This is a genomic window from Arthrobacter sp. lap29, from assembly GCF_032458965.1.
GTDB classification, from domain to species: domain Bacteria; phylum Actinomycetota; class Actinomycetes; order Actinomycetales; family Micrococcaceae; genus Specibacter; species Specibacter psychrochitiniphilus.
On sequence record NZ_JAUCEK010000011.1, the window covers coordinates 46200 to 70551 of the forward strand.

Consider the following 24352-nt stretch of genomic DNA (forward strand, 5'->3'; position numbering starts at 1 on the left):
ATGAACTCATTCGCTTGCCCGGCTGATCAATGGCCGTAGAATCCCGAAGGAATCCATGCCCTCCCTGAAACTTCGTTTTGTTGCACTCCTTGGCGCCGCAGCCATCAGCCTGACAGCCTGTGGAGCGGAGATCTCGGCTCCCGCGGAAAGCTCCAGCGCCGCAACAACTATCACCGTTGAAGACAACAACGGCACGCACACATTGAGCTCCCCGCCAGCCTCTGTGGTGGCCACGGACAACCGCACCTTCCAGACACTTTCGGACTGGGGAATTACGCTCAAGGCAGCCGCCGTGAAGCTGATGCCTTCAACCAATCCCTACAAGGCGGACACGTCGATCGTTGATCTGGGCAACCACCGCGAGCCCAACCTTGAAGCCATTGTGGCCGTTGACCCCGAGATCATCATTAATGGTCAGCGCTTCACGCAGTACCAAGATGACTTCGCAAAACTTGCCCCCAAGGCCACCATCTTGAACTTGGATCCGCGAGACGGCCAGCCTTTCGATACCGAGCTGAAGCGTCAGATCACCGTCTTGGGCGACGTCTTTGCCAAAGCTGATGAAGCCAAGAAGCTCAACGCAGACTTCGACGCAGCCATTGCCCGGGTCAAGAAGGCCTATGATCCCAAGGCCACTGTCATGGGTGTGATCACTTCGGGCGGAAACATCAACTACTCGGCACCTGGAGCCGGCCGCACGCTGGGCCCCTTGTTCGGGCTCCTGGGCCTGACCCCGGCCCTTGAGGTCAAGGACGCCAGCACCGATCACCAAGGTGATGACATCTCCGTCGAGGCCATCGCAAAGTCCAACCCGGACTGGATTCTGGTCATGGACCGTGACGCAGCTGTTGCTGCAGGCGAGGCGGAGTACAAGCCTGCCAGCCAGCTACTGGAAAGCTCCGAAGCACTCAAGAACGTGAGCGCCACGGCGAAGAAAAATATTGTCTACATGCCTGCTGACACGTACACCAACGAAGGCATTCAGACGTACACCACGTTCCTGAACAACTTCGCGGACGCCCTCGAAGGCAAGTAGCCATTATTTTCCGCCAGCCCTGTGGCGGGTCGGGGGGATTCTCTCCCCGACCCGCCACAGGGTTGACGTTTTGGGCCAGAACTGAGGAGGACCCCTGCAGTATGAGAACTACCACGCAAGCCCCACCCAAAGGCAAACTTTTTGAACCCAAGCTGCTCATCGGCGTCGCCGTAGTGGGGGTGCTGCTGCTGTTCTCCCTCTTTACCGGCGTATATGACATCTTTGGTGCTCAGGACGGTGGGGAGATGTTCGCCATCACCCGCATCCCGCGCACCATTGCACTGGTGCTGGCCGGTGCAGCCATGGCCATGTCCGGTCTTGTTATGCAGTTGCTGACGCAAAACCGGTTTGTGGAACCCACCACCACGGGAACCACCGAGTGGGCGGGGCTGGGTCTGCTGGCCGTCATGATTGCCAACCCTGGCGCCAGCATCCTGGTAAAAATGTGTGGGGCAGTCATTGCCGCGTTCATCGGTACCTTCATCTTTTTTCTTTTCCTGCGCAGCGTCTCGCTCAAAGCCTCCCTGACAGTGCCCATTGTGGGCATCATGCTGGGCGCCGTGGTGGGAGCCATTTCCACCTTCGTGGCACTGCAAACCGACATGCTTCAGAGCCTGGGGATTTGGTTTGCTGGTTCCTTCACCTCCGTGCTCCGGGGACAATACGAGGTGCTGTGGATTGTGGCACTGGTGGGGGTTGCGGTGTTCCTCGTGGCAGACAGGTTTACAGTGGCAGGCCTGGGTGAGGAAGTGGCCACAAATGTGGGCCTGAACTACAACCAGGTCATGCTGCTGGGAACCGGGCTCATCGCTATCGCCACCGGCATTGTGACCGTGGTTGTGGGCAATCTGCCGTTCCTGGGCCTTATTGTGCCCAACATTGTCTCCATGTTCCGCGGTGATGATTTGCGCGGCAATCTGCCATGGGTGTGTCTGCTGGGCATTGCCATTGTGACGGTATGTGATCTAGTGGGACGAACCATCATCATGCCCTTTGAAGTACCCGTGTCCTTGATCCTGGGGGTGGTGGGCGCGGTGGTGTTCATCGGGCTCTTGCTGAAGCAGCGCCGTCGTGCTTGATGCGCCAGTGGTCCGCCGCACTCCGCCGCTGCCGGGAGGTCAGGGCGCAAACCCGCACCAGCAATCAGCCCACAAGCCCACCCGAAATTCGGGGTCACTGCCCACGGCCAAGGTCCGCAAACGCTACTGGATTATCCTGGGCCTGCTGATTTTTCTGGGGGTGGGATTCGGCTTCGGCCTGCTGGCCTGGGACAACCCCATGCCGGTGGGGTCGGCAGGTTTTTGGCGCATCGCCGAGCTGCGCGGCACCAGTGTCATTGTCATGATGGTGGTTGCCATTTGCCAAGCCATGGCCACGGTCAGCTTCCAGAGCGCCACCAACAACCGGATCATCACGCCGTCAATCATGGGTTTTGAATCCCTCTACATCGCGGTGCAGACAGGTGCGGTGTTCTTTCTGGGCGCCGCCGGGGTCACCATGGTTCAGGGTGTGCCGCAATTTATTGTGCAAATTGTGATCATGGTGGGTCTGTCCATGGCGTTGTATGGCTGGCTGCTCTCCGGCAAATATGGCAATCTGGCGATCATGCTGCTCATCGGCATCATTATTGGCGGCGGGCTGGGCTCCATCTCGGCCTTCATGCAACGGCTGCTGACCCCCAGCGAATTCGATATCCTCACCGCACGCCTGTTCGGCTCTGTCTCCAACGCCGATATCAGCTATCTGCCTATTGCCATTCCGTTGTGCGTAGTAGCCGGTATCCTGCTGCTGCGCAACGCCAAACGGCTGAACGTGATCGCCATGGGCAAAGACACCGCCACCAACTTGGGCCTGAACCACCGCTTTGAGGTCATGCGGGTGCTGTTGCTGACCTCGATCCTGATGGCCACCTCCACAGCCCTCGTGGGGCCCATGACCTTCCTCGGATTCCTGGTTGCCACGCTGGCCTACCAACTCGCCGACACCCATGATCACCGCTACGTTTTCCCTCTGGCTGTGCTCATTGGCTTCGTGGTCCTCTCGGGTTCCTACTTCGTCATGAAGAACGTGTTCTACGCCCAGGGTGTTGTCTCCATCATTATTGAAGCCGTGGGTGGCACCGTCTTCCTGTTCTTCATTCTCAGAAAGGGCCGACTGTGATCACACTGTCCGCGGTCAAGAAAAATTACAGCAGTGACGTTGCCATCGGGCCCGTGGACCTGCAAATCCCATCCGGGGGAGTCACCGCCTTGGTAGGGCCCAACGGCGCGGGCAAGTCCACCCTTCTGACCATGATTGGGCGGCTGCTCGGGATGGATTCCGGGGCCATTGAGATTGCCGGATATGACGTCTCACGTACTTCCTCGAAGGATCTGGCCAAGATCGTTTCGATCCTGCGCCAGGAAAACCACTTCGTCACCCGGCTCACCGTGCGTCAGCTGGTGAGTTTTGGCCGCTTTCCGCATTCCAAGGGGCGGCTCACAGTGGCCGATGAGGAGGCAATCAGCCGATCCATCGACTTCCTGGACCTAGGCGAACTGGAAAACCGTTACCTGGACCAGCTCTCCGGCGGGCAGCGGCAGCGGGCCTACGTGGCCATGGTGCTGGCCCAGGACACCGACTATGTGCTCCTTGATGAGCCGCTCAACAACCTGGACATGAAGCATTCGGCGCAGATGATGCAAATGCTCCACCGTGCCGCGCAGGAACTGGGCCGAACCATTGTGGTGGTGCTCCATGACATTAATTTTGCCGGACACTACGCTGACCACATCTGTGCCGTGAAGGACGGTGTGGTGACAGAGTTTGGCACACCGGAGGTGATCATGACCGATGAGGTCCTGAGTCGCGTCTTTGACACCCCGGTGCAGGTCATCGAGGGCCCCCGCGGGCCGCTCGCCGTCTACTACTAAGAGCACGACGGCGATCCATTCCCGCCTGCCGTCCCTCCCACCCAACGCTCTCCCAGCAATGGTGCGTTTTTCGGGGACGCTATCCCACCGAGTGGGGATAGCGTTCCCATTTTTCTCGCCATTACTGGGATAGCGTGCTTCGGGCATGCCACAGAATGTAACCGAGCGTCCAGAGGTGCGGGTTAGCTGTCCTTGCGGATCCAGCGGAACGTGACGCGGCACAGGAGTAAACCAAACACCAGCCATATTCCCATAACTAGTGCCACGAGACCCAGATCCCAGCTCCCGGAGGGCTCCATCACCTCGAAGGACTCTGGCAGGAACACGCTGCGCATCCCTTGAGCCATCCACTTCAGCGGAAAGATGCTAGCAAAGTCTTGCAACCAGCCGGGTAACTGCGCGAAGTTCAAGTAGACCCCGGAGATGAACTGCAGCAGCAGCACAATCGGGATGACCACGGCGGTGGCGCTCTTGCCTGTCCGCGGAAGTGCCGAGAGGGCGATGCCTAAAACGCAGCTAGTAATCACGCCGAACAGAAACACCCAGGCGAAGGTCAGCCACTTCTCTGGTGCAGTGGGAAGCTCCACGTTGAACGCGAAATGGGCCACAAGCAGCAACAGTGTGACCTGCAGGACCGAGCTGATCAGAACCATGCCGATCTTGCCCAGAAAATAGGAGAACACGGGCAGGGGAGTGCCGCCTAAGCGTTTAAGTGTGCCGTCTCCCTTCTCGCCAGCAATGTCCACGCCCAGGTTCTGCACGCCACTGAGCAGCATGCCCGCAGCCACCATCCCCGGCACATAAAAAGCCGCAAAGCTGATGCCGCCGGAGCCATCAGGGGCCGCACCAAGATTCCCGCTAGTACTGAACGCCACAGCAAAAACCGAGAGCATCAGGATCGGGAACAGGAACGTGAAAAACACCGAATCGCCCTGCCGAAAGTACAACTTGAGCTCATAAAGGATTCGGGAGGTGCCCAACTCTAAGGTCCTCATACGGCGCCTTCCTCTGCATTGATGAGCGAGTGTTTACCCACCAGGTGCAAATAGATGTCTTCCAGGGACGGGCGGCTAATTTCCAGTGAGTCAACTTCGCCGCTGGCCTCAGCGTAGAGCCGGGCAGCAAGCGCTGCGGGCTCGGCTGTTCGTTGTGAATGTTCGACGCCGTCCTGCCGCCACCGCACTAGCGGAACCCGTGCGTCGGCTCCGCCAATCTCGTTGATGGGGCCTATATCCACCAGCTTGCCGCCGAGAATGATCCCGGCACGGTCGGCTAGAGTTGCCGCCTCATCCAAATAGTGTGTTGTTAACAAAATGGTGGTCCCCTCGGCCTTGAGCTGGTTGATCAGAGCCCAAAATTGGCGCCTGGCCTCAGGATCAAACCCGGTGGTGGGTTCATCCAAGAATAAAAGTTTGGGGCGCCCGATGATGCCTAGCGCCACATCAACACGCCTGCGTTGACCGCCGGAGAGCTTGCTGATCCGGGTTTTGGCCTTTTCCGTCAGGCCCACCGCTTCAATGACCTCGGATACCTTGCGTGGGTTGGGGTAGTAGTTGGCAAAGTGGGTCAGTTGCTCCAGCACCGTGACATTGCCGCTTTCCCCGCTGGACTGCAGCACTATCCCCAATTGTGCTTTCCAATCCAGGCCCCCATGCTGCGGATCAACACCCAGTACTGAAACGTCACCGCTGGTCCTATCACGGTAGCCTTCAAGGATTTCAATGGTGGTGCTTTTACCGGCACCGTTGGGGCCCAGCAGCGCGAAAGTTTCACCCTCATGAATGTCGAAGCTGATCTCATCTACCGCGGTAAAAGCGCCATAGGATTTCAACAGATCACGAACGTGCACGGGAGCTAGACTCATTTGCTTATCTTCCCACCGTGGCCGGAGTCTGAAAAGATTTTTCAACTTATGTCTCTGAAGGTGACTGCCCCGGTGCGCCGTGAGCGTAACCGGGCCCGCCGGCGTCGTACTTTTGCAGGAAATTCTGGCACTCGCCTTGACCGAGTGCTAATCAATTCCCTAGAGTCAGAGTTAGCACTCTCACCCTGAGGGTGCTAACGCGCCTATCTTTCTGGCCATGGGAACATCACCGGCACCGCGACGACGGTTGGGTTCCACCCAAACATGGGCAGAAAGTGTTGCAGCCATCCAAAGAATTTACGTGTGAAGGAGAGGTCCTAAGTGTCGGTCTCTATTAAGCCTCTTGAGGATCGTATTGTTGTTCGCCAGCTCGAAGCAGAGCTGACTACCGCATCGGGTCTGGTTATCCCGGACACTGCCAAGGAAAAGCCCCAGGAGGGCGAAGTTGTGGCAGTGGGCCCCGGCCGCGTTGATGACAACGGCAACCGTGTCCCGATCGATGTTGCCGTTGGCGACGTTGTTATCTACTCCAAGTACGGTGGAACCGAAGTGAAGACCGGTGGCGAAGAGCTGCTCGTTCTTTCGGCCCGCGACGTACTGGCCATCGTCGTTAAGTAACGGCTTTTGCTCCAGTAACCACTTTGTGAAGCCCCGTGCCCGGATAGGTGATCGAGCCTGTCTAGATCAATCGCCGGACGCGGGGTCTTTGCGTGAAAGGAACACACCGCATGGCTAAGCAGCTTGCATTTAATGACGACGCACGGAAGGCCCTTGAGGCCGGTATTGACAAGCTCGCGGACACCGTCAAGGTGACCCTCGGCCCGCGCGGTCGCAACGTTGTACTCGATAAGAAGTGGGGTGCCCCCACCATCACCAACGACGGCGTGACCATCGCCCGCGAGGTGGAGCTGGAAGACCCGTACGAGAACCTCGGCGCACAGCTGGCCAAGGAAGTTGCCACGAAGACCAACGATGTTGCCGGCGACGGCACCACCACGGCCACCGTTTTGGCGCAGGCACTGGTCAAGGAAGGCCTGCGCAACGTAGCCGCAGGCGCAGCTCCCGGCGAGCTCAAGCGCGGCATCCAGGTTTCCGTTGAAGCCATTGCCGCACGCCTGTTGGAGAACGCACGCCCGGTTGCCGGAGGCCAGGTGGCAGAAGTTGCTGCCATCTCCGCCCAGAGCCAGGAAATCGGCGACTTGCTCGCCGAAGCGTTCGAGAAGGTTGGCAAAGATGGCGTCATCACCATCGAAGAGTCCTCCACCACCTCCACCGAACTGGTCCTCACCGAGGGCATGCAGTTCGACAAGGGCTACCTGTCCCCGTACTTCGTCACTGACGCAGAACGCCAGGAAGCAGTCATGGAAGACGCACTGGTTTTGATCAACCAGGGCAAGATCTCCAACCTGCAGGAATTTTTGCCGCTGCTGGAAAAGGCACTTGCCGCGAACAAGCCGCTGTTCATCATTGCTGAAGACGTTGACGGCGAGGCACTGTCCACACTGATCGTGAACCGCTTGCGCGGCACGTTGAACGTTGTTGCCGTCAAGGCACCGGGCTTCGGCGACCGCCGCAAGGCCATGCTGCAGGACATTGCGATCCTGACCGGTGCACAGGTTGTCTCCGCGGAGATCGGCCTGTCCCTGGACCAGGTTGGGCTTGAAGTGCTGGGTACGGCTCGCCGCATCACCATCACCAAGGACAACACCACCATTGTTGACGGCGCCGGCACGGCCGACGAGGTCGCAGCACGGGTTGCCCAGCTGCGCGCTGAACTGGCGCGAACCGACTCCGATTGGGACAAGGAAAAGCTGCAGGAACGCCTGGCCAAGTTGGCTGGCGGCATCGGCGTGATCAAGGTTGGCGCAGCCACCGAGGTTGAGCTCAAGGAAAAGAAGCACCGCATTGAGGACGCCGTGTCCGCAACGCGTGCTGCTTTGGAAGAAGGCATTGTGGCTGGTGGCGGTTCCGCACTGGTCCAGGCCGGTAGGGCACTTGATGAAGATGCTGCTGTTCTCGCCTTGAGCGGCGACGCCGCAACCGCCATTGATCTGGTGCGCAAGGCTATTGCCCAGCCGCTGCGCTGGATCGCCCAGAACGCAGGCCATGACGGCTATGTTGTGGTGCACAAGGTTGGCGAGCTCGAAGACGGTTTCGGCTTCAACGCTGCCACCGGCGTCTACGGCAACCTGATTGAAGACGGCGTCATTGACCCCGTCAAGGTCACTCGTTCGGCTCTGCGCAACGCAGCGTCCATCGCATCCTTGGTGCTCACCACCGAGGTCCTCGTGACGGACAAGCCTGCTGAAGACGAAGAAGCAGGGCACAAGCACTAACGTTTTTCACCAATGATCCCGACCCCGCTTTTTGATACCGATACCCCGGTGTCCGAAAGCGGGGTCGGGATCATTTTTCGTTGTTCCGGCTGCGGCCCGGGCTCAGAGCGCGCAGGGCGTTCAGGATCGTGGCTAGATCGATCACTTCTTGAGCCAGCGCACCGGCCACGGCAGGAATCAGCCCCCACGCGGCCAGAAACATTAGGCCCACGCTGAGGATGATGCCAATCCAGATACTTTCGACGGCGATCCGCACCGTCCGCTGCCCAATCTGTACCGCCTGGGCCACCTTGGCCAGGTCATCGACCATGATGACAACATCGGCAGACTCGCTGGCCGCGGTGGAGCCCTTGGCACCCATGGCAATGCCGACGTCGGCCGAGGCCAGGACGGGGGCGTCATTGATCCCATCGCCCACCATCAACACCTGCCGGTGCTCCAGCGCATTGACCAGGCGAACTTTGTCAGCCGGCAGCAGCCCCGCATGGATCTCAGTGATGCCAGCCTCGGCCGCAATAAACCTTGCCGTGGCCTCGGCGTCCCCGGTGAGCATGACCGTGTCCGCTACCCCCAGCTCTTGCAGCGCTGCCAACGTGGCCGGCGCTTCCGGCCGAAGCGGATCACGCATGATCAAGGTCCCGGCAAAGCGGCCGTCAATTCCCACATAGACGGCCAACTGCCCGCCCGTTAGCAATGCCTCCTGCACACCACTGACCTGGCTGGCGACAAAGGCGCGTTTACCCACCAAAATGTGGCGTCCACCAAAAGTGGCGCTGACCCCGTTGGTTGCATGTTCGACGGCGGACTCGGTGCTGTGGAGCGTCAATCCCCGGGACTGCGCCTCGGCCACGATGGCTGCGGCCAGCACATGGGAGGAGTATTGCTCGGCGGAGGCGGTGAGTGCCAGCAACTCGTCGGGATCTGTTGCGACGGTACGGATTTCCTCGAGGCTGGGATCACCTTTTGTCAGCGTTCCCGTCTTGTCGAATGCGGCTGTCTTGACGCGGGAGAGTTGCTCCAGTGTGCCGCCGCTCTTGACGATGATCCCGGATTTTGCGGCCCGGCTCATACCACCCAAAAAGGCCACAGGTGCGGCAATCAGCAATGGGCAGGGGGTGGCCACCACCAGCACTTCGGCAAAGCGGACCGGGTCACCACTAAGAAACCATGCCAGCCCTGCCATGGCCAATGAAAACGCCGTGAACGGCACGGCATACCTGTCTGCGAGCCGCACCACGGGTGCCTTGCTTTCGGCCGCGTCACGCACCAAGGCAATGATGCGGCTGAACTGGGAATCTTCCTCACGGGCGCTCACCCTGATGCGGACAGCGGCCGGTCCATTGAGGGCGCCACTGAGTACGGAATCACCCACCACATGTTCCACGGGCAGGCTTTCGCCCCGCAGCGCGGATTCGTCAAACACGGCAGGGCCAGAGAGCAGCACACCATCCACCGGAACCACCTCTGCCGGGCGGACCAGCAACGAATCACCAATCTCAACCTCAGCCAGTGAAACATCAGAGGTTGTTCCATCACGGTTTTCCCGATGCGCAATACGTGGCGCACGGTCAAGCAGCGAGCGCAGCTCCCTGTTGGCGCGTCCGGTGGCATAATCCTCAAGGGCAGCGCCGCCGGTCAGCATCAAGATGATGATCAACGACGCGATGTACTCGCCAACGGCCACCGTGGCAAAGATCGCCGTGACCGCAAGAATGTCAATGCCCCAATGACCGCGCAAGATGTCCTTGACCATGCCAATGCCCTGATACAAGGCGATAGCGACGGCGTACAGGCTCGCCGTCCACCGTGCGGCATCGTGTTGACCGGCCAGCAGCACAAACGCCACCACGATGCCCACCACCACCGTCAGCCACACCAGTGGATAGCGCCGCAACACAGTGATCACACCCCGTTGGCGTTCCTGCGCACTATTGAGGTCGGGGCCCTCGGAGCGATTGGTCACGAATCCTGCAGATGCTTCCTTCATGTCACCACTGTGCCTCAGTCTCGCCGCCAATCCCAGTATTGGGACATGACCGGCAGGCCCGACGCCCCGGCAGCCCCGACGCCCCTGACGGACCCGACGGCATCAGGTCATCAGCGGCGGAAGGGGTTCCGCGCGCCCACACCACGGGCGGCTGCCGCGGCGTGGGCAGCAGAGTACCGTGTTGGTGCCGGGCGTCTGCGCCGGACTACCCGGTAGATAAACAGCACGGCGGCCGCAGAGACCACAATGCCCGTGACGTTCAGGAGCAGTTGCAGCACGGACCCGGCCGCCCGCCCCTGCTCGCCCAATACCAGCGCAACGGCAACGTACCCGGCCGCTGGAACGGTTGTGACGGAAATGAAAACACCTACCAGTGCTGCAGACTTCCTGCCAATGAGGGAAAGCATGCCAGCCGCCCCGGCCAGCACTGCCACGATGAACGAATACGGGCCGGGGTGGTAAATGAACTCGGTGGCGCTATTTTTGCTGAGCACCACAGCGGGGTCAAATAACCCCAACTGCACCGAGACGATCGTGGCTAGCGCCGTCAAAGCCATGGCAATGGGGAAACCGATCACCAAGGCCACGGACGCCCGCCGGGCAAGCTGCCACCGCCGATCCACCAACGCTAGGGCCAACCCTGCCAGCGGGCCAAACTCCGGACCCACCACCATGGCCCCGACGATGGCGATGGTGGAATCGGTCACGATCCCGATCCCTGCCAGCTGGACGGCGATGACCAGAAACACCAGGTAGCTCCAGGTCAGCTTTGAGTCGGCATTGGTGTCCTTTTCCACCTCGTCCCAGATGATGGCATCAGCGCCATCCCCCGCAACGGCTTGGTCGGCTTGGTCCAGACGCTCGGAAATGACAAGCTCCGGCGCGGTGATACTGAGCGAACCCTGGTGGGAAATATCCAGTCCATGTAACTTTTCCAGCAGCTCTTCGACGGATTCCCGCACCGCCTGGAGCACAATGACGTCACCTTCTGGAATCAAGGAGGCGCCTTCCGTCCGCGAGATTTCGGAGACGCCCGGGTGATTACGGGCAATCTCCACCACGGAGTCGGCAGTCCCGGCCGGGACAACAATGCGGATCTGCAACGCCATGGAGGTCCTTTCCGGTGCCAGCTCGTGCGCTTGATTCTATGGGATGATGGGCGCCCCGGTGTGATCCACCCCTCGAGAATAGGGTCAGGGACGCTTTCGTTTTAGACTGTAAGCAACGCACAGGCCAGCTTCGTAATCACGGGACCGGTCATCGGATGCACCCCCCTGCAAATGGTTCTACCCCCGCCTAGGAGCCTTCGTGTCCCAGTCTGAAATTCATGACCCTTTCGCCTTTGTTGGCCTGACCTATGACGATGTGCTGCTCCTCCCCGGGCACACCAACGTCATCCCCTCAGAAGCTGACACAAGCTCGCGCGTATCAAAGCGCATCACGGTGCAGACGCCGCTGCTCTCCGCCGCCATGGACACTGTCACAGAGTCACGTATGGCTATTGCCATGGCCCGGCAGGGTGGTCTTGGTGTGGTTCACCGCAACCTGTCAATCCAGCGCCAGGCCGAAGAAGTTGACCTGGTCAAGCGCAGCGAGTCCGGCATGATCACCAACCCGGTGACCATTGGTGCCGAGGCCACTCTCGCCGAGTTGGATGAACTTTGCGCCCGTTTCCGTGTCTCCGGCCTGCCCGTGGTTGACGCCGACAGCCGCCTGATTGGTATCGTCACCAACCGCGACACTGTTTTCATCCCCGAAAACGAATACTCGCAGCGCCTGGTTCGCGATGTCATGACCCACATGCCACTGATCACCGGCAAGGTTGGCATCAGCCGCGAAGAAGCCTCGCAGCTGCTGGGCAAGAACAAGATTGAAAAATTGCCGCTCGTTGATGACGCAGGAGTTCTCCGCGGCTTGATCACCGTCAAGGACTTCTCCAAGGCCGAGCAGTACCCGCTGGCCACCAAGGATGAGAGCGGACGCCTGCGCGTGGGCGCAGCCATCGGCTTCTTCGGTGACGGCTATGAACGCGCCATGACGCTCGTTGAGGCAGGGGTTGATGCGTTGTTCGTTGACACCGCCAACGGTCACAGCCAAGGCGTGCTGGAAATGATCGCCCGCCTGAAGAGCGAAAAAGCCGCAGCCCACGTTGACGTCATTGGCGGCCAGGCAGCAACGCGTGAAGGCGCCCAAGCCCTGATTGACGCCGGCGCTGACGGCATCAAGGTTGGTGTGGGTCCGGGTTCCATCTGCACCACCCGCGTAGTTGCCGGTGTTGGTGTTCCCCAGATCACCGCTATTTACGAATCCGCCAAGGCGGCCATCCCGGCCGGCGTGCCGTTGATTGCCGACGGCGGACTGCAGTACTCCGGTGACATCGGCAAGGCCCTCGTGGCCGGCGCCGACACCGTCATGCTCGGCTCCTTGCTGGCTGGCACGGAAGAGTCCCCGGGCGAGACAGTGTTTGTCAATGGCAAGCAGTTCAAGGCCTACCGCGGTATGGGCTCGCTCGGTGCCATGCAATCGCGCGGCAAGAACACCTCCTACTCCAAGGACCGCTACTTCCAAGCTGATGTCACGGGAGATGAAAAGCTCATCCCGGAAGGCATCGAAGGGCGTGTGGCATACCGTGGCCCCCTCTCCTCGGTGGCTTACCAGCTGGTGGGCGGACTGCGCCAGACCATGTTCTACGTTGGTTCCCCTACCATTGCCGAGCTCAAGGCGCGCGGCAAGTTTGTGCGCATCACCTCCGCAGGTCTGAAGGAATCCCACCCGCATGACATCACCATGACGGTTGAGGCCCCGAACTACCTCAATAAGTAGCACTTCCTTAAGCACGACGGCGGCCCCGCACCTTGGCAATTCAAGGTGCGGGGCCGCCGTGGTGATCTCATTGATCCGTGAGCAAAGGTCGCTTAGAAGCCCTCGAAACGACTCAAAACGACCTTTTCTCACGGATGGATTTATGCAACCTGACGAACTGGGACGTTGAGGGCCGGGCTTAGGCCTGCAGGGCGGCCTTAAAACGGGTCAGGGCCTCGGTAGCGTCATAGCTTTCTTCCACGAATTCGGATTCTGTGCCTGAACGCAACACCCATTCCCCTGATTCCACGGCTGTTAGCTGAGCGACCACTGGCTCGCGCTCTACCTGCAGGCGGCGCACCACGGCGGTGGCGGGCAGGCCTTCGGCGGCACCGGAGAGGTATTCCTGGCTCAGGTGCAGGGCCAGTTCAAGCATGGCGGGGCCGGACTCAATAGGCTGGATCTCATGCACGCCGTAGGGGCTGATGCTCAGCAGAACCGCCCCAACATTAGAGCCCACGGCGAAGAGGACATGATCGCTCGTGGGTGTGGTCAAGGTGATTTCCAGCCACTCCTGGGCTTGGGAAAGTACTGTACCCACCACGGCGCACCTATCCACGGGAACAATCTTTTCGCCCTGGGATGAGGCGAGCCCGCGCACCATCAGTGTGGTCAGCCCGGCGTTGTGCAACAGCGCGTTATCGCCGTGCTGGTCCAGACGCAGCAGGCCCAGGGTGACGGCTGCTGATTCCGTGGGTGTCATTGACAAAAGTGTCAAGAGCTCATGGTCAGTCATCCGCAGTTCAGTCTCAGTCATGCCCTAAGCCTAACCAAAGTAGGAGCCCACTGTCGGCACACGGGAGTGGGGGAGCGTTCACAGGGCTACAACCAGGGCCCGCCGGCTGCAGCAACAATGAACAGTGCCAAGCATAGGCGCGCTGCTTTCGTTAGGGTGCCGGGGGGCGGGCCCGCTTATCCCCGCTAGAATCAACGCATGCTTTGTGCCTATGAGAACACCACCGACTACTCGCACTGGGACTCCGGGCTGTGGACCCGTGTTCTGGCCGCCTCCGGTGTGTCCAACCCACTCTCCGGAGCTGCGTTCACCGAGGCTATGCTCGCAGGTCTGGCAGGTGGCATTGGCTTCATGATCTTCACCTTTGAATACAAAGACATCACCACGGCCTCGGCCGTGACCCGTTTCCATCCCGGCCCCTACACGGAGAACCTGTTGCGCCGCAGTGGTGCCTCAGTGAATATTCAGCAAACAGGCAGCGCATCCCTGGCCCAAGGCCGGCTGGACGCAGCGCTGGAAACCGGGGTGCCCGTCGTGGTGCGTGTTGTCCGGGGCAAGCTGCCGTGGGCGGATGAGGATCCGCTGGCCGATCTGGATTCCGTGGATGTGGCTGTGGTGGGCCGTGACGGCGCTGACTACTTGATGGACGACGACGGCGGCGGCAGGCTTGAGCGGATCAGTACCGCGGCGCTGGCAGCTGCGCGCAGCTCCCGGAAAGCGGATAAGCATTGGCAGGCCCACGTTGTCACGGGAAGCCGCGCCTTGGCCGAGGAGATGGTGGGCGAGGTACTGACCACCAGCGTGGTGCGGGCGGCCATGGCGCAGACGGCCCAGGAACTGCTCTCACTGCAGGCCCCGCCCGGGGTGCCGCCTGGGTACGCCAAAAATTTTGGCATTCTGGGCATGTCCACGTGGGCACAACGGCTCAGCGATTCCTCCTCGAAGCATGGCTGGATGCGGATCTTTGGCGGCCCGCAGCGTTCCATGGTGGGCATGGGAATGCTCCATGGGCTCTTGGCCGGACGCCGTGTCAGCGGTCCCGGCGCCCTCCGGCCGTTGTATGCCCAATTCTTGCGCGAGGTGGTGGCTATCGGGGAGGCGGTGTCCGGCGTCGAACGGGGCAGTCTGCTTGAAGCAGCTGCCCAATATGACTCTTTGGGTGCGCATTGGGACGCTCTGATTGATGTGGTCGGGGCACCGGGGGAGCCGGACTTTGCTGCGATGGCAGCGCAGGTGGAAGCAATTGCCGTACTGGAAAACGCTGCGGCAGAGGCCCTGAAGACGGCTGCGGGCGTCATTTAATGCCTGTAGCGCCGCCTGCGCTAGGCTAGGGGCGTGACTTATGAGATTGAGATTGGCCGTGGAAAGCGTGGGCGCCGCGCATATTCGTTGGATGAGATTTCGATTGTGCCGGCAAGGCGCACTCGCGATCCCCAGGATGTTTCGGTGAAGTGGCAGATAGATGCCTACCAGTTCGAGGTGCCCGTGATTGGCGCACCCATGGACTCCGTCATGTCCCCAGAGACTGCCATTGCACTTGGCAAGCTGGGCGGACTGGGTGTGCTGGACTTAGAAGGCCTCTGGACCCGCTACGAGGATCCGCAGCCGGTGCTCAATGAGATCGCCGCGCTGGAGGGTTCGGTGGTCAACCCCGAGACCACCCTGCGCCTGCAGCAAATCTACAACGCACCGATCCAGGCCGAACTCATCACCGCCCGGTTGGCTCAGATTCGAGCAGCCGGTGTGACGGTGGCCGGGTCCCTGACCCCGCAGCGCACACAAGAGTTTTACAAGACAGTGGTTGCCGCAGGCGTTGACATCTTTGTGATCCGTGGCACCACCGTCTCGGCAGAGCACGTCTCCAAAACCACGGAACCGCTGAACCTCAAGCAGTTCATCTACGAACTCGACGTCCCGGTTATTGTGGGCGGCGCGGCAGGCTACACCTCCGCACTGCACCTCATGCGCACTGGCGCAGCGGGCGTCCTGGTCGGTTTTGGCGGCGGCGCCTCCACCACCACCAGCCGCGCCTTGGGCATCCGCTCACCCATGGCCAGCGCCATCTCTGACGTCGCAGCAGCACGCCGCGACTACATGGATGAGTCCGGCGGACGCTACGTGCATGTCATTGCCGACGGCGGCATGGGCTCCAGCGGCGACATCGTCAAGGCCATTGCCATGGGCGCCGACGCTGTCATGCTCGGTGCTGCTTTGTCCCGCGCCTCCGAGGCACCTGGTCAGGGCTGGCACTGGGGTGCGGAGGCACACCACCATGAACTGCCGCGTGGACACCGTGTGAAGATGGATACCGTGGGGACGTTGGAGGAAGTGCTGTACGGCCCGGCCCACCGCGCTGATGGGTCAGCCAACCTGATCGGTGCACTGCGCCGGTCCATGGCCACCACCGGTTACTCCGATTTGAAGGAATTCCAGCGCATTGACGTGATCGTCAACCCGGCGTAATTTTTCATCCCGCCGTCACAACCCTGACGGCAGCAAGGAGCCCCGGCCCATGAGTGGCCGGGGCTCCTTGGCACTTAACGCTCAGCGGTGCCTTGCGCTCAGCTCGGCTCAACGGCCTAGAGCAGACCGTGGCAGTTAGACTGAGGATACGACTTTTGCTGCTGCACACCCTGGAAAGGCACTCATGATATCGGGCTCGCTGGAACGTTATGAGACGGAACTGACCAACCCTGGGTTGGTTATTTTGGAAATGGTGGCGGAGAGCAAAGAAGACGCCGCAGCACAATTGGGAGCAAAGCTCTTTGCCCAGGGACGCATCTCCGATCTGTCCGGATTCTTGCGCGATGTCAACGCCCGGGAGCACCAAATGGCCACAGGTCTGCCCGGAGGTATTGGGTTGCCCCACGCAAGAAGCGAATTTGTTCAGCAAATTTCCATCGCCGTAGGCGTCACCAAGTTTGATCACAGCCTGGATTTTGGTGCCATTGACGGCCCCGCCACTGTGATCTTGCTGATAGCCACACCCGCCAGTTCCTTCTCCGCACACTTGGAAGTACTCGCCACCTTGGCCAGATCCCTGTTCAAGGAAAACTTCCGGGAGTCCCTGCGCCGCGCCCATGACAAAGAGGTCATCGCAGAACTGATCAACTCCACCTTGGTGTTCTTCGACCACTGACCCCGCCCATGTGTGGGCCCGGCCACGCTTTCTTGGTAAATGCCGGCTGCATTCGCTGTTCTACATGGATACGAAGTACCGTTGATATGTGTTGAAAACTGCTGTAAAGCCCAAATGGATAGCCGCACTGGTGTTTGCGCTGGCCGTTGCCGCCGTTCTTGTACTTCTGAGCCAGTGGCAATTTTCCCGTTCCATGCAAAAAGACGTTGCCCCACCCTCGGTCACTGAAAAAGTGCAGCCGCTGAGCGAGACCATGGTTCCTGGCAAGCTCATGACAGGCAATATTGAGGGACAGCTCGTCACAGCTACCGGTCATTTCGATGCCGACAAACAAGTCTTGGTTCCTTCACGGCTTGAAAATGAGCAGCAGGGCTACTGGGTTGTCACGGCCTTTGTGGTTGATGATGCACCCCGGGTAGAAGGTGTTGCTGCCACTCGTGAAGTAGTCATTCCGGTGGCCCGCGGCTGGATCGCAGAACCCGGTGACGCAGCGAAAGCCCCCGCCGGCACTCTCCAGCTGAGCGGGCGCCTACTGAACTCAGAAGGCCCGGTAGTTTCGCGCAACCTCCCCGAGGGGCAAGTGGGCGCATTGTCCACGGCAGAGCTGACAAATCTCTGGGATGTCAGCAGCTATGCCGCCTTCATTGTCTCGCAGCAGGAAATCGTTGACGGACAGGATGTTGGCGCATCGTCCACAACAGGGACGCTCCTACCCATCACCGTCACGGCTGCCGATCAGAATGACAAGGTTAATTGGCTGAACATTTTCTATGCCATTGAATGGGTGGTGTTCGCCGGATTCGCACTATTCATGTGGTGGCGGTTGGTAGCGGATGACTACCGCCGTGAACAGGATGAACTCTTTGACATAGACCAGGGGAACGACGACGACGACACTGACGTTGAACCTGATGAACACCGAGCAGTACTTGAAGAACAGAATGAGGAGCGCCGGTAGTGACCGACCCTATGAACAAAGAAGCAACACCCACAGCCCCTTCCGCTAAGGATCCGAGCGGGCCGCCCGCAGTGAAGGCGGCGCCCAAGCGTCGTTTTGGTGGTACTCCCGCCCAGATTCTCTCGGCACTGAAGTTCTACAAGTATCTTGCCTACGCAACAGGTGTTATGTTGCTACTTCTGGTGGTGGAGCTGATTATCCGTTACGCCTTCTCCAGCGTTCTGGTGGCTGGCGGAACTGATACAGCGGGAGCCGCGCACGGCTTCGGCCTGGTCAATATTGACGGAGGAGTCATGCCTATCACCGGCGGCGTCAACCTCTCCACCACGGTGTTGATTGTGCACGGTTGGATGTACGTCATCTACCTCATTGCTGATTTCCGTCTATGGACGCTCATGCGTTGGCCGTTCAGCAGGTTGGTACTGATTGCACTGGGCGGTGTGGTGCCGTTCCTATCCTTCTTTGTTGAAGCAAAAGTGCACAAAGAAGTTGTGGCCGAAGTTGCCGCAAACCCCAAGGCTGGCAAGCGGTACTAAGGCAGCCGCCAGCCGCACCAAAGCCCTCCCGCAATCGCGAGAGGGCTTTGGTTGGATGAGGCGCTCATCACTCCGCGGGAGGGTAAGGAGCGCGAGCCTGCCTCAGTGGGTTAAGATTGTTGCGTGACTACTCCCGCTAAGGCCCAGACTTCCCAGAAGCCCGTCCTGGTTGTGGACTACGGTGCCCAGTACGCCCAGTTGATTGCGCGCCGTGTGCGTGAGGCCAATGTGTACTCGGAAATCGTGCCGCATACCTATACAACTGCGCAGTTGCTGGCTAAAAACCCGGCTGCCATCATCCTCTCCGGTGGACCATCAAGTGTCTACGCGGAAGGCGCACCCTCCGTAGGTGCAGACCTGTTTGAAGCCGGAATTCCTGTTTTGGGTATTTGCTACGGCTTCCAGGCCATGGCTGCCGCCCTTGGCGGTACCGTGGCTGAAACAGGAGCGCGCGAATACGGTTCCACTGAAGTGAATTTGGTGGGCGAAGACCGCTCCATTCTCAGCGCCACCGGCGCTTCCCAGACCACATGGATGAGCCACGGTGACTCTGTTCAGCAGGCTCCCGAAGGCTTCGATGTACTGGCAACTTCCGCCGGCGCTCCCGTTGCTGCCTTCGCCAATGAGGAAAAGTGCCTCTTCGGTGTGCAGTGGCACCCCGAGGTCAAGCACTCAGAGTTTGGCCAGACGGTGTTGGAGAACTTCTTGTTCAACGGCGCCAAGCTGGAAAAGAACTGGACTGCCACCAGCATTCTGGATGAGCAGGTGGCGCTGATCCGCAAGCAGATCGGCAGCGCCAAGGTTCTGTGTGGACTCTCCGGCGGCGTTGACTCAGCCGTTGCAGCAGCCCTGGTTCAGCGCGCCGTGGGAGACCAGCTCACCTGCGTATTCGTCAACCACGGCCTGTTGCGCCAAGGCGAGGCCGAGCAGGTTGAACTCGACTTCGTGGCATCCACCGGTGCCAAGCTGTACGTTGCCAACGAGCAGGACCGCTTCCTGAACGCCCTTGCCGGTGTTTCAGATCCGGAAACCAAGCGCAAGATCATTGGCCGTGAATTCATTCGCGCCTTCGAAGAAGCCGAACGGGCCATCATGGCTGAGGCCGCTTTGGACGGCGAAGAGATTAAGTTCCTCGTCCAGGGCACCCTGTACCCGGACGTCGTCGAATCCGGCGGCGGCGAAGGCGCAGCAAACATCAAGAGCCATCACAATGTTGGCGGACTGCCCGAGGACCTCCGTTTTGAGCTCGTGGAACCGTTGCGGGCCCTCTTCAAGGACGAAGTCCGTGCTGTCGGTGCCGAGCTTGGCCTGCCCGCCGAGATTGTTGGCCGCCAGCCGTTCCCCGGTCCAGGCCTGGGAATCCGCATTGTCGGTGAAATCACCGGCGAACGCCTGGAACTGCTCCGCAAGGCAGATGCCATTGCCCGTGCCGAGCTGACCGCAGCCGGTCTGGACAACGAGGTATGGCAGATGCCTGTTGTGCTTCTTGCCGATGTACGCAGTGTTGGTGTCATGGGCGATGGCCGCACCTACGGACACCCGATCGTGCTGCGCCCGGTGTCCTCAGAAGATGCCATGACCGCCGATTGGTCACGCCTGCCGTACGACCTCTTGGCAAAGATCTCCAACCGAATCACCAATGAGGTGGAAGGTGTTAACCGTGTGGTTCTGGACGTCACGTCCAAGCCGCCGGGAACCATTGAGTGGGAGTAATCCCGTAGGCAACGCTGGAGAGCGCCAAAACCCGATATTTCGGGCCTAATTTGGCGTTCTCCAGTGTGCCGATCAGGCAAAAAGGGCTGGGCGCGATAGCCTGAATCACATGTCAGTATGGTCAAGACCGTTCCGCTCAAGTGCAGAGAAGAAGGCACCCGTGTCCGAAGTTGCAGGGCCCAAGGAGAGCTCCTTGGAGTTCCAAGCCTGGCTTGCGGGATTGGACTCATACTCCGGTTCCGACACCGCATTGGCGTTTGCAATGACCGCACACGGCAGCATCTCTCTTACACACGCCCACCCATCGGGTCTGGCCCAGCTGCTGGCTGGCCGCAAGACCCGGCTATCTACCTTGATCCGGGAACCGGAACACTACGGCGCTGCAAAGAAGGCTGCCGCCGCGCTGCGGGCAAAGATTTTTGAACTGAGCACTGACCGCGGAATCGACGTCGGTTACCTCGGTGCCGGGATGGCCCGTTGGCCTGCCCAAACCAGTAACGAAGACAATGTTTGCGCGCCTGTCCTGTTGGCCGCCGTGGCACTAACCGTCCGCCCGGGACAGGACGACTACGAGCTCCAACTCATGGAGCAGGCACAAATTAACCCTGCCCTGGTCAAATACCTGGGCCAGCACACCACCATTCATATGGACGCGCTAGCGCTGGGCCGGCTGGCCTACAGCACCGCACGCTTTGATCCGGCCCCCGTTCTGGACCGTGTCCGGTCATTGCTGGCACCCATTCCACACGCCACGGTGGATCATGAGCTGGTGGTATCCACGTTCGCCTTCCTCACTGATAACCTCAGTGACGCTGCATTGCTCGAGGGCACCGAACTTGTTGAGCTGGTACAGCGCCATAGCAGTGATGATGTCCTGCCTGTTGAGCTAGAACCCGACTTTTCACGCTTCGTCTCTCTGGATGATCGCCAGCCCGAGGATGAGATCCTGGTACTGGACGCCGATCCTCAGCAGCAGTACGTACTGGACATGATCCGCGCCGGCGAATCCGTGCTGGTGTCCACCCCGCCCGGTACGGGTCAAACCCAGACGGCCATCAACGCCATCGCCCAGCTCGTTCACGACGGCAAATCCGTCCTGGTAGTGGGTGAACGGCGCGGCACGCTCAATGAGCTGGCCCAGATTCTCAGCGAACACGATCTCGATTCGTTGTTGCTCCAACTCAGCGCCCAAAGCGGGCCGCAACAAATCAAATCGCAGCTGATCCGTGCCATCACACGCAACGAAAAAGCTGTGGAACCTACTGTGGGCAGCCTGCACGAAACCTTGGTTGATCACCGCCACCAGCTGGTGGATCATGTGGCGAGCCTGCACAACGTGCGTGAACGGTGGGGTTGTTCGCCCTACCAGGCCATGCAATCACTGGCCGAGCTGACCTCCATTCACCCGGCCCCCTCCACCACGGTGCGGCTTAAACGCAGCGTGTTGGATAGTATCCGCGACCGCAAGGATCTCAGCTCCAGGCTGCGCCGCGCCGCCGAGCTGGGTGCCTTCAGTCAGGTGGCTGTCAGCAGCGCCTGGCATGGTGCCCGCATGGTCACCCGCAAGGAAACCGAAGGTGCCTTCGCGTTGGCGGAGCAACTACATACCCAGGTGCCAGAGTTATCCAAGAAGATGCGCGAAGTGGCCGAATTTGGTCAGATCCGTCAGGGTAGTACTTTTGCCGAGTGGGGACGCCAGCTGAACATGCTGGTAGCCATCCGGGAAAGCCTCGATAAGTTCAGCGCCGATATTTTTGACTGGTCAACGGATGAGATGATTGCCGCGACCGCAACCACCGCATGGCGCAGGGAACACGGTATTGATATGCCTGCCCTGCAGCGGGCGCGGTTCCGCCGCAATGCCAAGGACTTGGTACGACCCGGCGTGCACATTGCAGACCTCCACGCCTCGCTGGTCCTTGTTAATGAACAAAGGGCCCTGTGGGCTGAAGCCGCCACGAGCAAGCGCCACCCCACCGTGCCTTCCGGCCTGGCGGAGCTGAGCCGCAGCTTCATTGCCCTGCGTGAAAAGCTGCTCAAGCTAGGTGCCGTTCTGGAACGCACTGTGGATGGCGGGGATCTGCTGAATTTCAACGCCAGAGAATTGGTTGGCCGGCTTGAGGCGCTGGTCGGTTCGCAGGAAACTCTGGAAACTCTGCCCGAGCGCACGCTGCTGCTTGAAGGCATGCGGGAACAAGGTCTGGGCGAGTTGCTTGAGGACCTTGCCCAGAGGGAGGTGCCCGCCTCACAAACCAGTTCTGAACTGGAGCTGGCGTGGTGGCAGTCTGCGCTGGAAGCCATGATCAGTGGTGATGAGTACCTTGCCATGTCCGACGGCGAGAACCTCCGCCGCTTGGAAGCTGAGTTCCGCTTGGCAGACCAGGCGCATGTTGCTTCCGGACCCGGGCGTATCCGTTGGGGCTTGGCGCAGCAGTGGAAAGAGATTTTGGCTGGCCGCAACCGTCAAGGTGAGATGCTTCGCAACGTCCTCAAGGATGGGCGGGTCTCGCTGGCTGCCCTAAGTGCTCAAGCCCCGGACCTGCTCCGCAACCTGGCTCCCGTATTTGTGCTCAGTCCACTGGTGGTACCGGCAGCCATCCCTGCCGGCTACCGCTTCGACACGGTTCTCATTCTCGACGCCGAATCAACGTCGTTGCAGTCAGCGCTTCCCTCACTGGCACGCGCCAGCCAAGTGGTGGCCTTCGGTGACGAGCAAACTGCTTGCCCGAAGAGTTTTACGGTGGCGGTGAGCGCTCCTGATCAACGTGAGGTTGAGCAGCATCCCCTTGAAAGCATCTTTGGGGCGCTATCGAGAATTTTGCCGCGCCACAGGCTGACGGTTTCCTACCGAGCAGTTGATGAAGAGTTGATTCGCCAGCTCAGCAGTGGTTTCTACGATTCACAGCTTGAACGTCTGCCCGACGGGCGGACCGTCACCGGGCTCGAACGTGCCATCACGGTGGATTATCTGCCCGATGGCAAGGGCCTGCCCGGCAGCGACAGTGGCGGCGTGGAATCAGTTGTGGCTGAGGTGAACCGCGTGGTTGATCTGGTCTTTGAACATGCACGTGTGCGCCCCCGGGAATCGTTGGCCATCATCACCGCCAGTGAACGTCACGCGGTACGGGTGGCTCAGGCAATTCGCCTGCAGATGGCAAACCATCCTCTCCTGAGCGAGTTCTTTGCCTCGGGACCGGAGTCCTTCCGTGTGGTCACTGTGGACAGGGCCGCTGGTTTGGTCCGGGACAGGGTCATTTTCTCGCTCGGTTATGGCCGTACCCCGCATGGTCGGGCCCTGCACGGCTTTGGCTCGTTGTCAGAACCGGACGGTCGCGCAAAATTTGCGTTGGCCATGACACGGGCTCGTTCGCACATCCACATTGTCACGTGCTTTAGGCCTGAAGACCTTGATGGAAGCCGTCTGAGCTTTGGTGCTGTTGATTTCTTTGAACTGCTGGATCGCGAAATGGCCGGTAACTCCTTACTCGGCAACCCTGCGAGCCGGGCAGTGGATAGCGAGAAGGAAACCGGGGAAGATCCTCTCGTGGCGGATCTGGCCGACAGGCTCCGGGCCCGGGGCGCCCGTGTTTGGCACCATTATGACGGTGCCTTGGACATGGCGGCTGCACCGGATAACTTGGCGCTGTTGGGCCGCGCCGACCACGAAATCCCCGTGCCCGTTGCTGTGGAATCCGATGGTACGGCCAAGTACCAGAAGATGAGTGTGCGTGAACGCAGCAGGCTCCGCCCGCAGATGCTCGAACGTCTGGGCTGGCGCTATGTGCCGCTGTGGACCATCGAAGTCTTTACCGACCCCTCGAGCTGCGCTGACCAGATAGCCCAATACCTCGGCATGGGATCCGGTGCAGGTGAAGCTGATCTGGCATCCCTCATGGGTACCACCTTGGACACCTCCATGACTGCGGTGATTGATTCGCCGCGTTCACGCCGCCGTCAAGGATCAGATGGTGAGCAGAGTGGCGAAACCGTAGAAGCAGCGCAGGAACAACCTGCCGTTGCCAGCACACCGAAAGAAACTGAAGAAGGAGAACGGCTCGTGGGTGAGCAAGCGGAGACTACTAGGGACGAAAACTTGGTATCCGCACCAGACGGGGCAACAGAAAATACTTCTGCACAGACAGCACCTGAATCAGAGCTGTTGCCCAAAATTGCGCGGCACGATGCCGACCACACCTGGGGCGATGACACCTCAGACCGTGGACATGACGCCTGGTTGCGAGAGAACAAACCCCCTCACTGGGGATAAAGAATG

At 60.1% G+C, this 24352-nt stretch carries 19 protein-coding genes; 14 read left to right on the forward strand and 5 right to left on the reverse strand.

All coding sequences use genetic code 11. From position 1 onward, the window contains the following. The first annotated feature begins 55 nt into the window (after positions 1 to 55). From RY113_RS16550 to RY113_RS16565, 4 genes are all read left to right on the forward strand, one after another. Positions 56 to 1036, forward strand: a complete 981-nt coding sequence (locus RY113_RS16550) for an ABC transporter substrate-binding protein (RefSeq protein ID WP_315915475.1) — start codon at positions 56 to 58, stop codon at positions 1034 to 1036. A gap of 101 nt (positions 1037 to 1137) precedes the next feature. Then, positions 1138 to 2115, forward strand: a complete 978-nt coding sequence (locus RY113_RS16555) for an iron chelate uptake ABC transporter family permease subunit (RefSeq protein ID WP_315915476.1) — start codon at positions 1138 to 1140, stop codon at positions 2113 to 2115. Next, positions 2108 to 3196 (forward strand): iron chelate uptake ABC transporter family permease subunit, encoded by a 1089-nt coding sequence (locus RY113_RS16560; protein ID WP_396334254.1) that lies wholly within the window; start codon positions 2108 to 2110, stop codon positions 3194 to 3196. The genes RY113_RS16555 and RY113_RS16560 overlap by 8 nt, the downstream gene beginning before the upstream one ends. Next, positions 3193 to 3948 (forward strand): ATP-binding cassette domain-containing protein, encoded by a 756-nt coding sequence (locus tag RY113_RS16565; protein WP_315915477.1) that lies wholly within the window; start codon positions 3193 to 3195, stop codon positions 3946 to 3948. Before RY113_RS16560 ends, RY113_RS16565 begins: the two co-directional genes overlap by 4 nt. Before the next feature lie 182 nt (positions 3949 to 4130). Here RY113_RS16565 and RY113_RS16570 read toward each other — a convergent pair whose 3' ends face one another. Together RY113_RS16570 and RY113_RS16575 are read right to left on the reverse strand one after the other, a co-directional pair. Continuing rightward, positions 4131 to 4943 carry an ABC transporter permease gene (locus RY113_RS16570; RefSeq protein ID WP_315915478.1) on the reverse strand — a complete coding sequence of 271 codons (813 nt, stop codon included), beginning with the start codon at positions 4941 to 4943 and terminating at the stop codon, positions 4131 to 4133. Beyond that, positions 4940 to 5812 (reverse strand): ABC transporter ATP-binding protein, encoded by an 873-nt coding sequence (locus RY113_RS16575; RefSeq protein WP_315915480.1) that lies wholly within the window; start codon positions 5810 to 5812, stop codon positions 4940 to 4942. The genes RY113_RS16570 and RY113_RS16575 overlap by 4 nt, the downstream gene beginning before the upstream one ends. A 321-nt stretch (positions 5813 to 6133) precedes the next feature. Between RY113_RS16575 and groES the strand changes: the two genes are divergently transcribed. Then, a complete protein-coding gene (gene groES, locus RY113_RS16580; protein WP_038464523.1) occupies positions 6134 to 6430 on the forward strand; it encodes a co-chaperone GroES in 297 nt (98 codons plus the stop codon). 110 nt (positions 6431 to 6540) lie between these two features. Further along, positions 6541 to 8148 carry a chaperonin GroEL gene (gene groL / locus RY113_RS16585; protein WP_315915484.1) on the forward strand — a complete coding sequence of 536 codons (1608 nt, stop codon included), beginning with the start codon at positions 6541 to 6543 and terminating at the stop codon, positions 8146 to 8148. A 70-nt stretch (positions 8149 to 8218) separates the two neighbouring features. Here groL and RY113_RS16590 read toward each other — a convergent pair whose 3' ends face one another. Together RY113_RS16590 and RY113_RS16595 are read right to left on the reverse strand one after the other, a co-directional pair. Then, on the reverse strand, positions 8219 to 10135 hold the full coding sequence (locus RY113_RS16590) for a heavy metal translocating P-type ATPase (RefSeq protein WP_315915486.1): 1917 nt from the start codon (positions 10133 to 10135) through the stop codon (positions 8219 to 8221). 110 nt (positions 10136 to 10245) lie between these two features. Further along, complete coding sequence (locus RY113_RS16595) at positions 10246 to 11244, reverse strand: DUF389 domain-containing protein (RefSeq protein ID WP_110105614.1); 999 nt, start codon at positions 11242 to 11244, stop codon at positions 10246 to 10248. Positions 11245 to 11443: 199 nt separating this feature from the next. On the opposite strand from RY113_RS16595, the gene guaB reads away from it, so the two are divergent. Then, on the forward strand, positions 11444 to 12958 hold the full coding sequence (guaB, locus tag RY113_RS16600) for an IMP dehydrogenase (RefSeq protein WP_110105615.1): 1515 nt from the start codon (positions 11444 to 11446) through the stop codon (positions 12956 to 12958). A gap of 178 nt (positions 12959 to 13136) precedes the next feature. Here the strand turns inward: guaB and RY113_RS16605 are convergent, their stop codons facing one another. Next, positions 13137 to 13754 carry a hypothetical protein gene (locus RY113_RS16605; RefSeq protein WP_315915489.1) on the reverse strand — a complete coding sequence of 206 codons (618 nt, stop codon included), beginning with the start codon at positions 13752 to 13754 and terminating at the stop codon, positions 13137 to 13139. Positions 13755 to 13931: 177 nt separating this feature from the next. Between RY113_RS16605 and RY113_RS16610 the strand changes: the two genes are divergently transcribed. The 7 genes from RY113_RS16610 (at position 13932) to RY113_RS16640 (ending at position 24346) form a co-directional block, all read left to right on the forward strand. Then, entirely contained in the window at positions 13932 to 15035 is a 1104-nt protein-coding gene (locus tag RY113_RS16610; RefSeq protein WP_315915490.1) for a BtrH N-terminal domain-containing protein, read from the forward strand. A gap of 33 nt (positions 15036 to 15068) precedes the next feature. Beyond that, positions 15069 to 16196, forward strand: a complete 1128-nt coding sequence (locus tag RY113_RS16615; RefSeq protein ID WP_110105618.1) for a GuaB3 family IMP dehydrogenase-related protein — start codon at positions 15069 to 15071, stop codon at positions 16194 to 16196. A gap of 184 nt (positions 16197 to 16380) precedes the next feature. After that, positions 16381 to 16872: a PTS sugar transporter subunit IIA gene (locus RY113_RS16620; RefSeq protein WP_396334255.1), complete on the forward strand. Its 492-nt coding sequence runs from the start codon at positions 16381 to 16383 to the stop codon at positions 16870 to 16872. 88 nt (positions 16873 to 16960) lie between these two features. Further along, positions 16961 to 17830, forward strand: coding sequence for an SURF1 family protein (locus RY113_RS16625; RefSeq protein ID WP_315915492.1), 870 nt, complete (start codon positions 16961 to 16963; stop codon positions 17828 to 17830). Between the two features lie 11 nt (positions 17831 to 17841). Next, on the forward strand, positions 17842 to 18366 hold the full coding sequence (locus tag RY113_RS16630; RefSeq protein WP_110105677.1) for a DUF3817 domain-containing protein: 525 nt from the start codon (positions 17842 to 17844) through the stop codon (positions 18364 to 18366). 123 nt (positions 18367 to 18489) lie between these two features. Then, a complete protein-coding gene (gene guaA, locus RY113_RS16635) occupies positions 18490 to 20079 on the forward strand; it encodes a glutamine-hydrolyzing GMP synthase (protein ID WP_110105620.1) in 1590 nt (529 codons plus the stop codon). Between the two features lie 109 nt (positions 20080 to 20188). After that, positions 20189 to 24346 carry a DUF4011 domain-containing protein gene (locus RY113_RS16640; protein ID WP_315915495.1) on the forward strand — a complete coding sequence of 1386 codons (4158 nt, stop codon included), beginning with the start codon at positions 20189 to 20191 and terminating at the stop codon, positions 24344 to 24346. Positions 24347 to 24352: the final 6 nt, after the last annotated feature.